Origin of the sequence: Bradyrhizobium barranii subsp. apii, from assembly GCF_011516635.5 — a bacterium.
Classification (GTDB): domain Bacteria; phylum Pseudomonadota; class Alphaproteobacteria; order Rhizobiales; family Xanthobacteraceae; genus Bradyrhizobium; species Bradyrhizobium barranii.
On the sequence record NZ_CP096255.1, the window covers coordinates 4,344,864 to 4,358,200 of the forward strand.

Here is a 13,337-nt window from a genome sequence, read left to right on the forward strand (position 1 = left end):
GGCGGAACTTGCAGGACAGGAAGAGGTGGTACGTTCGGCGCAAGCCGGTCAGTGAAATGCTCCGCTCGGTTTACCGGCAGAAAATGCCGCTCTCGTGTTTGGATCTCACTGTCCGCGAAGCCCATCTTGGCCGGTGGTCGCAAGACCCGAAAACAGGCCGGACATATGAGCGCAAGCGATCCGAGCATGCTGCCAGAGCCGTTCTTGCAAGTCGGGGGCCGTCCACATATGAACCTTGCTCCAGCCGTCGCCCAGGCGCCGAAGAAAGCCGTCGCTTCTCCTGCCTTGCAGAAGGAATTCGATGGCTTCATCGAGAAGTTTCGCGCGGCGCTGAGGACAAACGATTCCGCCGCCGTCGCCGGTATGACACGATTGCCGTTCATGAACGACAGCGCAATTCGCGACGCCGCGCAATTTCGCGCAAAGACCTATCCGACCTCGTTCACGGCGAAAAATCGCGCGTGTATCCAGCGCGGCAAGGCCGTCTACGATCGCAATCAGGAGAACAATGACAATTACTTCGTCTTCTGCGGCGAGCTCATCTTCGTCTTTACCAAGACGCCCGCGGGCTTCCTTTTTACGGAGGTAGGCGCGAATGACTGATCAGGCAACAATGCTATCCACTGCCGCCGGACGTATGATCGGCGCCTCGCTCAGCGACGTATTGGATACCGCAACCTAGGCGATGGGCCGCACTCATCAACGGAAAGACTCGCCGCGAGCACAACGAGTCGGCTCAGCTCCCCATTAACGGACATGCAAACGGACAGCGGCGACTTCGCCTTCGGGGCACACGCGGAAGAACTCGGGCTGAGCATATCAAGTCTGCTCACCCCCAAGGAGCGGACATCTAGCGGACATGCCGGGTCGACCGCTTGGGGCCACAAGCGGACCATCTGCCCCAAATTACGAACAGAAGAAGAACCCAGCTGTGGTGGGCTGGGCTCTCGTTCAGCGATTGATGGCCGCCTCAACAACCGTCTTTACGGCGACATCGGGTTCAGGATCATTTGATTTCCCAGGACGTGTTGTGCGGGATGTCCATCGCAAAATAATCGCCAGAGCCAGCCAGCGCAGGCATAGCTATGCACGCAAATGGTTCGCTTCCGGTGATGCCCTTATACTTACCGGTGCCGCCGGTGATGATATGCGTTCCACAATCCATCTTCGGCTGGGCCTTGTCGAGGTCTCGAGTATCGAAGGTCGAGAAAATCTTGTCGCCGTCGCTGTCGGCGAGCACGCAAGCGCCGTCAATGTATTTCTTGTCTCCGGACGCGACGTTCAGCGCCACGCAGCGTGCTGACATCTTGTCCAGCATCTTCTCTCCCTTCATGTTTTGAGTGGTCCCGACCGCCTCCAGCGTTGTGGCCTTGCCGAGTTCGGCGGTGTCAATGCTCATCAAGGGCCGAAAAATAAAGTGCGTCACATAAGGAGTAGTCCCCTTCTTTTCAATCGGCTCTCCCCCGACAGCCGCGGGGGCAAAGGAGACGAGCGCTGCAGCAAAAGCCGTTGCCTTGGTGAGTCTCATCGCTGCGGTGACTGTGGGGACTATGCGCACGTTGATGGAGTTCATGAGTGCCTCCTTAGATCAAGCGGCGGTTCAGGTCTCCGCCGTGAACTGCCGCGAGTTGAAATCGACCTGCGTATGCTTTCTCCTGTCAAATCGAGTTTGCACGCCGGCGCCGAGCGTCAACGTGATCATGCTTTCTTGATGCTTCGCCTTGGACTGACGAAGTATGTGGGGATGGTGGCTCCAATCATCGGTTTTGACCTCAATACAAGGCTCGACCGAACGACCTGGAATATTAGCATAATAGCATGGAACACGGCGAACGTCAGCGTCATGCCCGGAATACGCAGCGCGCACCGTCAGCTGTCCTGACCGAATGCGCCGTGAAAAATGCAATTCTCCTGTTGTTCGGATGAAGCACGGGGCACATGGGTGCAGCGGCTCTGTGCCGCTCTTCATGCTTTGCGTCGTTCCGCTTGCAACTCAGGAGGTGAGCATTGAGTCACGTCTATTTCCACAGCCACCAATATCCGTAATGTCCGCTTCGGGTCACGAGGGGACGTTCGCTCTGAGCGCGGGAATGTCAACTAACGGCCAAGAACGGACATCCCACTTCAAAACCTGCTACTGCAGCGTCCGCTTGAAGAAGGCGACGATGTCGTGATCGAAGCGCTCATGAAACGCAGCGCGGTCGAAGCCCGGCTTGCTTGTGCAGATTGCCGGCATGCGGGTTGCCAGGTCCGCAGAGCACGGCTTCAAAAAGTCGTAGTGCCCGGCGTCAGCCACGACGTGCGTCTCGGGTGGCGTCGGCAAAGCGAGCCGAACGGCTTCCGCATAATAGGGGTGTGGTAGCACTTGATCATCCTCGGCCCGCCAGAGCTGTACCGGCTGGAGCACCGCCGCCAGACCGTTGGTCCCGAAGGCAAAACCGAGAGCGGGCGCGGCGGAGACCACCGCCTTGATTCGCGGATCGTGGGTCCAGACGATATCGGTATCCGGCAGCAACGGGTGCTCCGCCATGATCTGACAGTCTTCGAAGGCCGGATGCGCCTTGCAGTGACTCGGAAGGGTCCGAAGGTCCGGCTCGCCGCCGGCGGCCGCTAGCACCGTCAAGCCGCCAGCCGAGAAGCCGAACGCGCCAACGCGATTGGCATCGAGGCGCCCGTGGTCGCCCCACGCGCCCAGCATGTAATCCGTGAGCAGCTTCAATTGCCGTGGCCGTTCCCAGATTGCGGTAGGACGGCTTTGGTCGCGCCAGCTATCGCCATTATGCGTAAGAGCGGCGACGACGAACCCTGCATTGGCCAGGGCCGTGGCGGTGTCGAGGTGCCCAGCATAGGAGCCTCCGTGACCGTGAGATATGACCACCAGCGGAAGACCGGTGCCCTCAACCGGCGCGTCGCGGGCGATCATCTGTCGATCGGTCTCGACCGCCTCCAGCTTCGGGGTCATCGTGGTCGGATACCAGACGCCCACCTCGATAGGTGGGCCTTGCGGATCGTCGATGCTGAAATGCCGGAACCCGACCGCGGCGTCGGCCTGGCCGGTGGTGACTGTGATGAGTACGGCGAAAAAATATGCAATCGTGTAGCGCATGGGAACCTCTCGGCGAGTGGGACGCCAAGGATCCAGCAAACGGTACAGGCCTGCGCCAGCACTCGTTCGCCAACGGGCGAATGGGTTCGCCGGCGGGCAAACCGCCACTATAATGGCCCTATGAGCGAAGCGCGCCGGAGTGACTTTCTGCGGGATTGGGCCGTTGACCTCGCGATCGCGAGCGTCTGCGCCATCTTTTTCGGCCTGATCGGACCGTTTGGTAGCTATCTGAACGGACCGACCTGGCAGCGCGTAGTGTTTCAACTCGCCTGCTTCTTACCCGGAATCCTCCTTTTCGGATCGCTCATCCGGGTGGTGCTGCGGCTCCGCCTGAACCCGGCGATGACCTGGATGTCGATCCTCCTCGGCGTCGTCATCCTGAACGCGCCATTCCAGATCTGGGTCGTGTCGATCGCCGTATCGATATGGCCTTTCCTGAAAATCTTGCGACCACTCGATTGGTACTTGCAGGGGCTGATCACCGCCTTGCCGATTGTGCTGGGTTTCACCCTTCTCATGCAGGCCCGGTTACATCGCCGGCAACAGGCCAAGGAAGCCGGCGAAGCGCCGCCAACCGCTTTCGGGCTACTCGGTGCGCCACCTTCCGCGGTGCTTTGCCTGCAGATGGAGGACCACTATGTACGCGTCCATACCGCCGGCAACTCTCGCCTTGTACTGGCGACGCTCAACCAGGCAATGATGGCGCTCGAAAATGCCGATGGCCTGCAGGTACATCGCTCCTGGTGGGTCGCGAGGAAGGCGGTTGTGCGGGCCGTTACCGAGGGCCGCAATCTGCGACTGCAGCTCGTCAATGGAATGACGGCCCCCGTCGCCCGGTCAGCCGTCGCCATCGTGCGGGAGGCGGGCTGGTTGACGAACGAGAGCTCGACGGGGGGCCGCAGCACCGAAACAGAAATATTGCCCCTATGACGGAGGCCATGTCCGTTGTGGGTCAAAAGCTGGCGGTCGGCAGCAGCGTGGCAACGTCGGTTGGGGGCCCAGCAGCGGACATTGCGGCTGACTTTCGCGCCACCGTTCGAACGCCCGGCCGGTCTGCTTTGGGGGCGCGCTAGACGCGCGTGCGCGGTAGCGAGGTCGAGCCGAACCGATTGTCGCCAGGCCGTCCGGGAAATGCACTCAGGATTGCCGCCAATAAAAGATAAGGAAGCCAATACGGAATGCTGAGCGCGTCGACGAGGAGAGGAATTGCGAGGATTGTGAGCGCCCACCAACCCGAGATGTTGAAGTCATGTAGTCGCTTCACAAGGATTGCAGCAAGCGGCCAGAGCGAGATAAAGAGGACAGCCGGGACGATGGGCCAGTCGAGCGGAGGGTTGACGCTATAGTATTGGGGTCCTGAATCAGTGAGCTTCCTCGCGATGCGCACGACGAGCATGTCGACTAGCACAAGTCCCAAAAGTCCCAATCGAAATTCCTGCGGACCGATGCGGCCTTTCATGGATAAGAAATACCAAATGAAAGCTGAATGCATGCGCCTCCGAGATCATCCTGTCCGATAGCTGTAGTGCAACGCTTAAGCAGCATAGGCTATTCAGCCCAACACTATCCGAATAGATAACCTAAAATTGTGCGCACGGGCGGACAATCGCCGACGGTCACAATAGGATCAGGCCAGCAGCGTCGCATAGGACGCGAGAGGGCGATGCCCCCCGGTCGGCGCTGGGCTGATCTGTGCTAGGCTTCGTCAACACATGGTTGGTTTTGGCGGAGGCGGTTGTGAGGCGACGTGAGTTCATCGCGCTCCTCGGCGGCGCGGCGGCAATCCGACCACTCGGCGCGCATGCGGAGCGTCCGCGAGAGCGCATCCTCTATTTCACATACTCCGCCGGCTACCGGCATGATGTCATACCGCTTTCTAAGGTTATCCTGACCCAGCTCGGAAGCCATTCGGGTGTTTTTGAAGTCACTGCAACGGAAGACACGTCGGAATTTTCTACCGAAAACCTCGAGCGCTATGCAGCGGTGATGTTCTATACGTCAGGAGAACTTCCGATGAGCGACGCGCAAAAGAGAGCTTTTCTCAACTTTGTGCGCTCGGGCCGCGGGTTCCTCGGCGTTCATTCGGCGACGGACACATTCTACACTTGGCCGGACTATCTCGATCTGGTCGGCGGCTACTTTAATGGTCATCCTTGGCATCAGGCCGTGAAGATCGAGGTGGTTGATCCCGGCGATCCCCTGGTGGCTTTTCTTGGGAATTCGTTGCAAATCGAGGACGAGATCTACCAAATCGGCGACTTCGACTATCGTGGTTCACGCGTGCTCCTGCGCCTCGACCCAAGCTCGGTGGACCTTGGCAAGACCGGCGTACATCAACGATTCTATGGTTGGCCTCTCACCTGGACCCGATTCTATGGCGAGGGACGAGTATTTTATTCGGCGTTAGGCCACGAGCCGTCAGTTTGGCGGGACGCCCGCTACCAGCGAATTCTCACGAACGCTATCCTGTGGTCTATGCGAAGGTCGCCTTGGTAGACGCCGCGGCACTTCGCATTTGCGGTCAGCCCAACGCCTCCATCCAGCCGGCGACGGCCCGTCCGATCTCGTCCGGCGAATCTTCCTGGACAAAATGGAGTCCCGAGATCGTCACCTCGGTCTGTGCCGGGAGGCTGCGGGCCAAATCGAGAACCGGGCCATGGGCGAGGATCCCACCGGGCTCCGCCCTCAGGAACAACTTGGGTATATGGCTCGTCTTAAGCCAGTCAGCGTAGGCGGTCACGATCGCAGTCACGTCGGCGGGCTCGCCCTCGATGGGGATTTGCCTTGGCCACGTCAGCGTCGGACGCCGGCCCTCGCCGGGCTCGGCGAAGGGCCGTCGGTACTCCGCCATATCCTCGTCGGACATCTTGCGAAGGATGGCTCCCGGCAGGATCTTCTCGATGAAGAAATTGTCTCGCAAGACCATTTCCTCGCCTTTCTCGGAACGCAGCCCCTGCAAGGCGTGACGCATTTCGAACTTGTCCCAGTGGTCCCAGTATTGCGGCCCCATGATCGCCTCCATGTACGCGATACCCTTCACGGCCTCGCGGTGGCGGTTGGCCCAGTCGAAGCCGAGCGCCGAACCCCAGTCATGGATGACGAGGGTGACCCGTTCGCGCACGTCCAGGGACTCGAGCAGGGCGTCGAGATAGCGGCGGTGCTCCACGAAGCGATACGAGTTGGGACCGCTGTCAGGCAGCTTGTCGGAATCGCCCATGCCGATCAGGTCGGGGGCGATGCAGCGACCCAGCGGCTTCAGGTGCGGCAACACATTGCGCCAGAGATACGACGAAGTGGGATTGCCGTGCAGCAGTACGATGGGGTCGCCCTTTCCCACCTCCACATACGCCATCTCGCGGCCGAGGACCCGCCGCCGCTCCTTCTTATAGGGAAATGCCGCAGAGATCATGTTCGCTCTCCCGTTTACATGTGGGCGCAGCGAGACTGCGAAGCCTGCGCAACAGCGCGCCGCTGGGCTCGAGAGTGATCTTACTAGGGCCTTGCATCAATCGCTTGCCCGCCATTGATGCTGTTGTGCTAATCTTGCTCAGAAGATCACCCAAGCAGATGCTGGGTATCAAGCCATTGATATGCCGCGCGTTAAGCGGATAGTTCGACGGCGCTTGCCCACTGCCCAGATCAACGTTTAAGCTGCTTTCCTGGAGCGGTTCCCTGATCTGATGCTGAGATTTTCTTAGGATTACTCAACCGACGGGGCAGGCCGTGATGGTCGAGCAAGGCCTACGAGCCGTCTATGAGTCGAACGGGTGGGAGATCGATCTTACCCAGCGTGAGTTGCGGTCCCGAGGTGTTTCCGTTCCGATCGGGAACCGCGCATTCGAGATTCTGGAGATTCTGGTTCAGTCGGGCGGCGAGCTTGTCACCAAGCGCGATCTTATAGATCGGGTGTGGCCGGTTGCGACGGTCGAAGAAAACACGCTCCAGATTCATATATCCGCCATTCGCAAGGCGCTCGGCGCAGATCGCGAGTTGTTGCAGACGGTGTCCGGCCGCGGCTATCACCTGCGCGGCATCTGGACCATGCGGCCAGCAACCGGACCGGGACATCCACTCTACCTAAAGGAAAGTGCGTCGGCGCAGCCATTAGCGTCGACCAACCTGCCGCAGCCGGTTTCAGCGTTGATCGGCCGCACCGCCGAGGTCGAGGAAATCTCGAAGCTTGTCCGTGCCGGCCGGCTCGTCACCCTGACCGGGGCGGGGGGCATCGGCAAGACACGGCTCGCGCTCGCGGTCGCCCGTGAACTGGTGCCGCATTTTCCAGAGGGGGTGTGGCTGGCCGAGTTCTCGCCGCTCGCTGATCCCAGTCTGGTTCCCATAGCGCTCGCTGCCGCGATCGGACTCAAGTTCGGTGGCGGTGAAATTTCGACGCAGCGCGTGGCGCTGGCACTGGCAGCGCGGCGCTTGTTGGTGGTGTTGGACACCTGCGAGCATGTGATCGACGCCGCGGCGAGGATGGCTGAGGGCGTGCTGCGAGCCGGATCCTCGGCTCAGATCATCGCAACCAGCCGCGAGCCGCTCCGGGCCGAGGGGGAGCAGGTCTACTGGGTGCAGCCGCTCTCGATTCCGACGGAGGACGCGGACGATCTCCTGGAATACGGCGCCGTCAGACTATTCATCGAACGTGCACGAGCAACCGAGGCTGGGGCGGTTCTGGATGGCTATCAGGCAAAGACGATCGCGGCGATCTGCCGGCGTCTTGATGGCATACCGCTCGCGATTGAAATGGCGGCGGCACGTGTCACGGCACTCGGTGTCGAAGAACTCGCCGCTCACCTTGACGATCGCTTTCAGCTGCTGACCGGAGGGCGGACGGCGCTGCCGCGGCACCAAACTCTGCGGGCGACCTTCGATTGGAGCTACGAGCTACTGACTGAGCCTGAGCTGGTGCTCCTCCGCCGGCTCGCGGTCTTCGCCGGCGCCATCGACCTGGAGGCGATCTGCGCGGTGGTAACGGGCGCCGGGATCGCTTTGCCGGAAGTGGTCGATGGAATTTCCAGCCTGGTTTCGAAGTCGCTAGTTGTGGCGGAAATCGATGCCACCACGGCGCGCTACCGCTTATTGGATACGACCCATACGTATGCCCTCGAAAAGCTCGGCGAGAGCGGGGAACGGGAACGGCTCGCACGTCGCCATGCCGAATATTACCGGGACTTGTTCGAGCGGGCTGAAGCGGAGCTGGAGATGCGCCCCACGGTCGACTGGATGGGCGACTATGGACGGCACATCGACAACCTGCGCGCGGCGCTGGGTTGGGCCTTTTCACCCAGCGGTGACGTGCAGATTGGCGCGGGGCTGACCGCGGCCGCAGTGCCTCTATGCGTCCACTCGTCGTTGCTGGAGGAATGCCGCGGCCGCGTGGAGCGGGCGATCGCCGCCCTTGGGGCTGCCGTCAATGGCGACGCGCGCCTCGAGATGAAGCTGTATACCGCGCTCGGTACGACCCTGATATTTGTCACCGACGCGAAAATTCCAGCGATCGGCGAAGCCTGGACAAAGGCGCTGGAGCTTGCAGAGAGGCTTGACGATGTCGAGCACCAATTGCGGTCGCTGCTAGGCCTGTGGTTCTTTCACCGGGTTGCCGGCCGCCTTCGCGCCTCCTTGACCGCCGCGCAACGATTCAGCGCCCTTGCGGCAAGCCGGTCGAATTCCAACGATCGGCTGATCGGTGAGCGATTGATCGGCATCTCGCAGCAATGCCTCGGCGATCAAGCGAGCGCGCGGTATCACCTCGAACGCATGCTCGCGCACTATGTTCCTCCAGTCCAAAAGTCGCGGATCAGCCGTTTCCGGAGCAACCAGCGGGTGACCGCCGGCGCCTTTCTGGGCCGGACCCTATGGCTGCAGGGACTTCCGGATCGCGCAATGCACGTCACCGAAACATACCTGCATGAGGCATCTGCCAGCAGACACGTCAACTCGGTGTGCTACATCGTCGCCAACGCAGCATGCCCGATCGCGCTGTGGAGCGGCCATATGGATGTCGCAGACCATTACGTGGCAAGGCTGATCGACCTTTCGACCAGGCATTCGCTGATGCGCTATGTTGCCTTTGCCCGCAGCCATCAAGGACTGCTTGCGATCAAGCGCGGAGATACCGCCGGCGGATTGCCGCTGCTGCGGTCAGGCATCGACGAACTCGGCGACGAAGTCAACGCATCGCATCGCTATTTCCTGTTCGTTGGTGAGATGGCGGAAGGCTTGGGGCGCGTCGGGCAAGTGGGCGAAGGACTTTCGGTGGTACACGATGCGATCGCACGCGCAGAGGAGACCGAAGAACGCTTGAGCTTCGCCGAGCTGCTGCGCATCAAGGGCGAACTGCTGCTGTTGCAAGGTGCGCCGGACGCTGCGGCAACGGCCGAGGATCAGTTTTACCAGGCGATGAAGTGGGCGAGCCTGCAGGGCGCTCTGTCCTGGGAACTACGCGCCGCCACAAGCTTGGGACAGTTGTTTCGCGATCGGGGACGCCCGGCTGAAGCGAAGGCGCTGCTACAACCGATTTACGACCGGTTTACCGAAGGTCTCAACACCGCCGACCTTAAGCGGGCAAAAGGTCTCTTGCGTGATCTCGGTTAAGTCAATCTCCGTTCTTAGCGAGGCTCTGATGTTTGGGGGAAGTTTTGCTTGCTCAATTGAGGAGGCAAGTACCTCAGCTTCCCGGGCGCTGTACTGGTCTCGCTGGTAGGGAATCCCGCGAGGTGCAGGCGTCCCCCAGCTTCCGCGCGAAGCGGCAGCGTCTGCTCAGGGCCAGGAACGGACGTATCGGTGGCCGAACTGAGCGCGGGAAGGCCGTTGCGCGTTCATACAGCTTGCTGAAACACCCCCGTTGAATTGGGCGCGAAACGGAGGAAGAACCTCTGCATTGCCTGATCCGCCTTGGTTCGGGCTGCGACCAATGCATCAGGACCAAGGGCCGATCCTTCAACGGAGAAGAACGTCAAATCATGCAGCCCGATGGTGCCGAGGATAGCTTTTAGATACGGCGTGAGAAAATCGGGCTGATGCGCGCGATCGCCGGAAAATCTTCCGCCCGAGGACACTGCGACAAAAACCGGGCGGTCGCGCAACGCCCCCAGTTTTCCTTGGGCAGTCACGTCGAACGTTCGACGGACTCGAACGACGTGATCTATCCAAGCTTTGAGAGCGGCAGGCACGGTGAAGTTATGCATCGGAGTTGCGATGACGACGAAGTCCGCGCTCTCCAGTTCCTGGATCAGTTCTTCGGACCGGGACATGGAACCCTCGACGAACATTTCCAGGCAGGATCGCTCGGTCGCGCCAAGAGCAGTTGCGTAGCTTTCGTCGATGTCGGCGACGCCGCTGATCGGCCGAATTATGACGGTTGCCGTCGGCTCGCCATCCAGCAGGTGGTCGACGATTTTCTGAGATAGCCTGTAGCTCTCCGAGGCCTGCCCGCGGGGGCTGCAAATCAAATGCAGTATTTTCGTCATCTGCTTTCCAATCGCTGTTGTCCGAACTCTGATCATCAACAAAGAGCAATTTCGGCCTGCATCCAAGGACCATGAATGAGCTTTGCGACTGGTCCATGATTTGTCGGCGCAGGCTTGACCGCTGTCGCGTGCGAGAACTGGAGACCGATCCGAATCGTTATGGCAGAGTGGGCTTTTCGTTCATCGAAGGATCGGACCGGGCCATGCCTGCCGCGAATCCCCGAAAGCTCGCGCCGCTTGATCCGAAGGCGGCAGCACCGTTCTATCGGCAGATTTACGATCGGTTTCGCGACGCTATCGCCACTGGAATGTTGAAGCCTGGTGACCGCATTCCGTCGGCACGGGCGTTGACCAAGGAATTGGGGCTGGCCAGAGGTACCATCGACACGGCTTATTCCTTGCTGGCCGCTGAAGGGTATGTCGAGGCGCGCGGGCAGGCAGGAACCATTGTAAGCCCAGATCTTACGCCGCGAATATCCATTGCGAACCCGACGCCGCGGGCGGATCCCCGGATGGACGCAGTCAGTTTTCGTCCGGATTCCATCCTGCCGTTCCAGATGGGTTTGCCTGCCCTGGATGCGTTTCCCCGGAAGATCTGGGCGCGCCTTGGCGCGCGTAGCGCGCGGGCCATGCAGCCTTCCGATATGATCCATCCCCCTGTGTCCGGCTTGCCTCCGCTGCGTGCTGAGATCGCGAGATATCTCCAGGTTTCCCGTGGGATCAACTGCTCCCCGTCTCAGGTGTTCGTTACCTCGGGATACCGCCAAACCGTGGAGCTGGTCGGTCATGCCCTGCTGAAGGCGGGTGATCGCGTCTGGCTTGAAGACCCGGGATATCCGCCCACGCAAGAAATTCTCGAATATATGCATATCGAAGGCGTCTCGGTTCCGGTCGATGCGGAGGGCATGGTCGTTTCGGACGCCATCAGGCTCGCGCCCCGGGCGCGTGTGGCGGTGGTCACGCCTGCGCATCAGAGCCCGCTCTGCATGTCCCTGTCGTTACCCCGGCGTCTGGCGCTGTTGGACTGGGCCGCGCGAAACAAGGCATGGATCATCGAAGACGACTACGATGGCGAATACCGCTATGTCAGCCGCCCCCTCCCTGCATTGAAAAGCCTCGATCGTGACGGGCGGGTGCTCTATGCGGGTACCTTCAGCAAGGTACTTTTTCCAGGCATGCGGCTGGCCTATCTCGTCGTGCCGGAAGCGCAGGTCGAGCGGTTTGCGGAGGTCACCGAAAGCCTTTCAACTGGCTCTCCGGGGCTTACGCAAACCATCGTCACTTCATTCATCGGGGATGTCCCGGGTTCTGTTGAATTTCTGAAGAGGTCGGCGTTGCCCACCTTGAGCCGGTAGGCTCGGGGTGCTGATTCCACAAAGGAGAGCAACGCCATGACGAGAGATATCACACCGGCTGGTTGGCCGGCGACCGGGGCTGTGGAGAAATCATTTGCGGAAGTGCGAGCGAGCTTCGATCGGTTCTGCCTTGCGGCAGGAATCGAGGCGCTCGGCACGATGATGGAGGCGGATGTGACAGCGGCCTGCGGGCCGCGCCACGGTCGTGATGCGGCGCGGCGGGCGCACCGTTGGGGCCGAACGCGGGGGCGGATCGGTTTCCACGGCGGCAAGATCGAGGTCGGTCGCCCGCGGGTCCGGGGCATGGACGGCCGCGAGGTCACGATCCCGAGCTGGGAAACGGCGGCGCAGGAGGACTGGCTCGGTCGCTGGGCGATGAACCTGATGCTGATCAATGTGTCGACGCGCCGGTTCGGCCGCGCCGTCCGGCTGCCCGAGGGTGACGTGCCGGCACCGCCCGGATCGGGGATTTCGAAGTCGGCGGCCTCGCGGAGGTTCGTGGCTCTGTCGGCGGCGCGGCTGGCCGACTTCATGGCTGCCGATCTGTCCGCGCTCGACCTTCTGGTGGTCCAAATCGACGGGCTGCATCTCGACGACGATCTCGTGCTGGTGGCCGCGATCGGGGTTGACGGCGAAGGCAACAAGCATCCGCTGGCGCTGGTGGAAGGGGCGACCGAGAATGCAGCAACGGTTCAGGCCCTGCTGGACAACCTGGTCTCGCGCGGGCTCGACCCGACGGTGCCAAGACTGTTCATCGCCGACGGCGCGAAGGCGTTGTCGAAGGCGATCCGCCGCACCTTCGGTTCGGCCGCTGCGATCCAGCGCTGCCAGATCCACAAGGCGCGCAACATCATGGAACGCCTGCCGAAAGAGCATCATGCGGCCACCCGCCGGGTGCTGCGCCAGGCCTGGGAGCTCGATGACGCCGACAAGGCTGAAAAATTGATCCGCAATCTCGCGCGTCGACTCGACCAGCAATGGCCCGGCGTTGCGGCCAGTATCCTCGAAGGCCTCGACGAAATCCTGACTGTCGTCCGGTTGAAGTTGCCGAAGGAGCTTCGCCGATCGCTCGCCTGTACCAATATCGCCGAGAACATGATGGGCACCATTCGCCGCGTCACGCGCAACGTTAAACGCTGGCGGGATGCCGGTATGGCCTTGCGATGGGTCGCGGCCGGTATGATCGAGGCCAACAAGGGCTTCCGACGATTGAAGGCGCATAAGCAATTGTCGGTTCTGCGTGCGGCCCTTCAAGCTCACCACGATCGCATGACAATCAAGTCCGTTGCCCACGTCACGAGGGCTGCGTAATATTCATTCCGGCAACGTCGACCCGACGTAGTTCAACAGCGATCGGGACATCCCCCATTCATCGCCGAAGGACATTTTGCGCGCCATATCCAGCGG

At 61.0% G+C, this 13,337-nt stretch carries 12 protein-coding genes; 6 read left to right on the top strand and 6 right to left on the bottom strand.

Going from position 1 to position 13,337, the window contains the following annotated elements:
• Nucleotides 1-126 precede the first annotated feature (126 nt).
• Entirely contained in the window at nt 127-603 is a 477-nt protein-coding gene (locus HAP41_RS20425) for a hypothetical protein (protein WP_224580788.1), read from the top strand.
• A gap of 403 nt (nt 604-1,006) precedes the next feature.
• Here HAP41_RS20425 and HAP41_RS20430 read toward each other — a convergent pair whose 3' ends face one another.
• The 3 genes from HAP41_RS20430 to HAP41_RS20440 all read right to left on the bottom strand — a co-directional run bounded on the left by HAP41_RS20430 (nt 1,007) and on the right by HAP41_RS20440 (nt 3,106).
• Nucleotides 1,007-1,573, bottom strand: coding sequence for a hypothetical protein (locus HAP41_RS20430; protein WP_166097278.1), 567 nt, complete (start codon nt 1,571-1,573; stop codon nt 1,007-1,009).
• A 27-nt stretch (nt 1,574-1,600) separates the two neighbouring features.
• A complete protein-coding gene (locus HAP41_RS20435; RefSeq protein WP_166097275.1) occupies nt 1,601-1,969 on the bottom strand; it encodes a hypothetical protein in 369 nt (122 codons plus the stop codon).
• 165 nt (nt 1,970-2,134) lie between these two features.
• The gene (locus HAP41_RS20440; protein ID WP_166097273.1) at nt 2,135-3,106 is read right to left on the bottom strand and encodes an alpha/beta hydrolase family protein; all 972 of its coding nucleotides are present in this window, start codon (nt 3,104-3,106) and stop codon (nt 2,135-2,137) included.
• Nucleotides 3,107-3,226: 120 nt separating this feature from the next.
• Here HAP41_RS20440 and HAP41_RS20445 point away from each other — a divergent pair, with 120 nt between their 5' ends.
• Entirely contained in the window at nt 3,227-4,036 is an 810-nt protein-coding gene (locus HAP41_RS20445) for a LytTR family DNA-binding domain-containing protein (protein WP_166097269.1), read from the top strand.
• 139 nt (nt 4,037-4,175) lie between these two features.
• Here HAP41_RS20445 and HAP41_RS20450 read toward each other — a convergent pair whose 3' ends face one another.
• A complete protein-coding gene (locus tag HAP41_RS20450; protein ID WP_166097267.1) occupies nt 4,176-4,565 on the bottom strand; it encodes a DUF805 domain-containing protein in 390 nt (129 codons plus the stop codon).
• A 278-nt stretch (nt 4,566-4,843) separates the two neighbouring features.
• Between HAP41_RS20450 and HAP41_RS20455 the strand changes: the two genes are divergently transcribed.
• On the top strand, nt 4,844-5,602 hold the full coding sequence (locus HAP41_RS20455; protein ID WP_224580787.1) for a ThuA domain-containing protein: 759 nt from the start codon (nt 4,844-4,846) through the stop codon (nt 5,600-5,602).
• A gap of 25 nt (nt 5,603-5,627) precedes the next feature.
• Here the strand turns inward: HAP41_RS20455 and HAP41_RS20460 are convergent, their stop codons facing one another.
• Nucleotides 5,628-6,515: a haloalkane dehalogenase gene (locus tag HAP41_RS20460; RefSeq protein WP_166097264.1), complete on the bottom strand. Its 888-nt coding sequence runs from the start codon at nt 6,513-6,515 to the stop codon at nt 5,628-5,630.
• A 317-nt stretch (nt 6,516-6,832) separates the two neighbouring features.
• On the opposite strand from HAP41_RS20460, the gene HAP41_RS20465 reads away from it, so the two are divergent.
• Nucleotides 6,833-9,700, top strand: a complete 2,868-nt coding sequence (locus HAP41_RS20465; RefSeq protein ID WP_166097262.1) for an ATP-binding protein — start codon at nt 6,833-6,835, stop codon at nt 9,698-9,700.
• A 224-nt stretch (nt 9,701-9,924) separates the two neighbouring features.
• Here HAP41_RS20465 and HAP41_RS20470 read toward each other — a convergent pair whose 3' ends face one another.
• Entirely contained in the window at nt 9,925-10,575 is a 651-nt protein-coding gene (locus HAP41_RS20470; RefSeq protein ID WP_166097260.1) for an FMN-dependent NADH-azoreductase, read from the bottom strand.
• A gap of 128 nt (nt 10,576-10,703) precedes the next feature.
• On the opposite strand from HAP41_RS20470, the gene pdxR reads away from it, so the two are divergent.
• Entirely contained in the window at nt 10,704-11,930 is a 1,227-nt protein-coding gene (gene pdxR, locus HAP41_RS20475; protein ID WP_224580786.1) for a MocR-like pyridoxine biosynthesis transcription factor PdxR, read from the top strand.
• A 36-nt stretch (nt 11,931-11,966) separates the two neighbouring features.
• On the top strand, nt 11,967-13,241 hold the full coding sequence (locus tag HAP41_RS20480) for an IS256 family transposase (protein ID WP_166080342.1): 1,275 nt from the start codon (nt 11,967-11,969) through the stop codon (nt 13,239-13,241).
• Nucleotides 13,242-13,337 lie beyond the last annotated feature (96 nt).

Bases quoted from the DNA above. Each gene is read 5' to 3' on its own strand.
- HAP41_RS20430 (WP_166097278.1), bottom strand. From the start codon at position 1,573: ATGAACTCCATCAACGTGCGCATAGTCCCCACAGTCACCGCAGCGATG.
- HAP41_RS20435 (WP_166097275.1), bottom strand. From the start codon at position 1,969: ATGAAGAGCGGCACAGAGCCGCTGCACCCATGTGCCCCGTGCTTCATC.
- HAP41_RS20440 (WP_166097273.1), bottom strand. From the start codon at position 3,106: ATGCGCTACACGATTGCATATTTTTTCGCCGTACTCATCACAGTCACC.
- HAP41_RS20445 (WP_166097269.1), top strand. From the start codon at position 3,227: ATGAGCGAAGCGCGCCGGAGTGACTTTCTGCGGGATTGGGCCGTTGAC.
- HAP41_RS20450 (WP_166097267.1), bottom strand. From the start codon at position 4,565: ATGAAAGGCCGCATCGGTCCGCAGGAATTTCGATTGGGACTTTTGGGA.
- HAP41_RS20460 (WP_166097264.1), bottom strand. From the start codon at position 6,515: ATGATCTCTGCGGCATTTCCCTATAAGAAGGAGCGGCGGCGGGTCCTC.
- HAP41_RS20465 (WP_166097262.1), top strand. From the start codon at position 6,833: ATGGTCGAGCAAGGCCTACGAGCCGTCTATGAGTCGAACGGGTGGGAG.
- HAP41_RS20470 (WP_166097260.1), bottom strand. From the start codon at position 10,575: ATGACGAAAATACTGCATTTGATTTGCAGCCCCCGCGGGCAGGCCTCG.
- HAP41_RS20480 (WP_166080342.1), top strand. From the start codon at position 11,967: ATGACGAGAGATATCACACCGGCTGGTTGGCCGGCGACCGGGGCTGTG.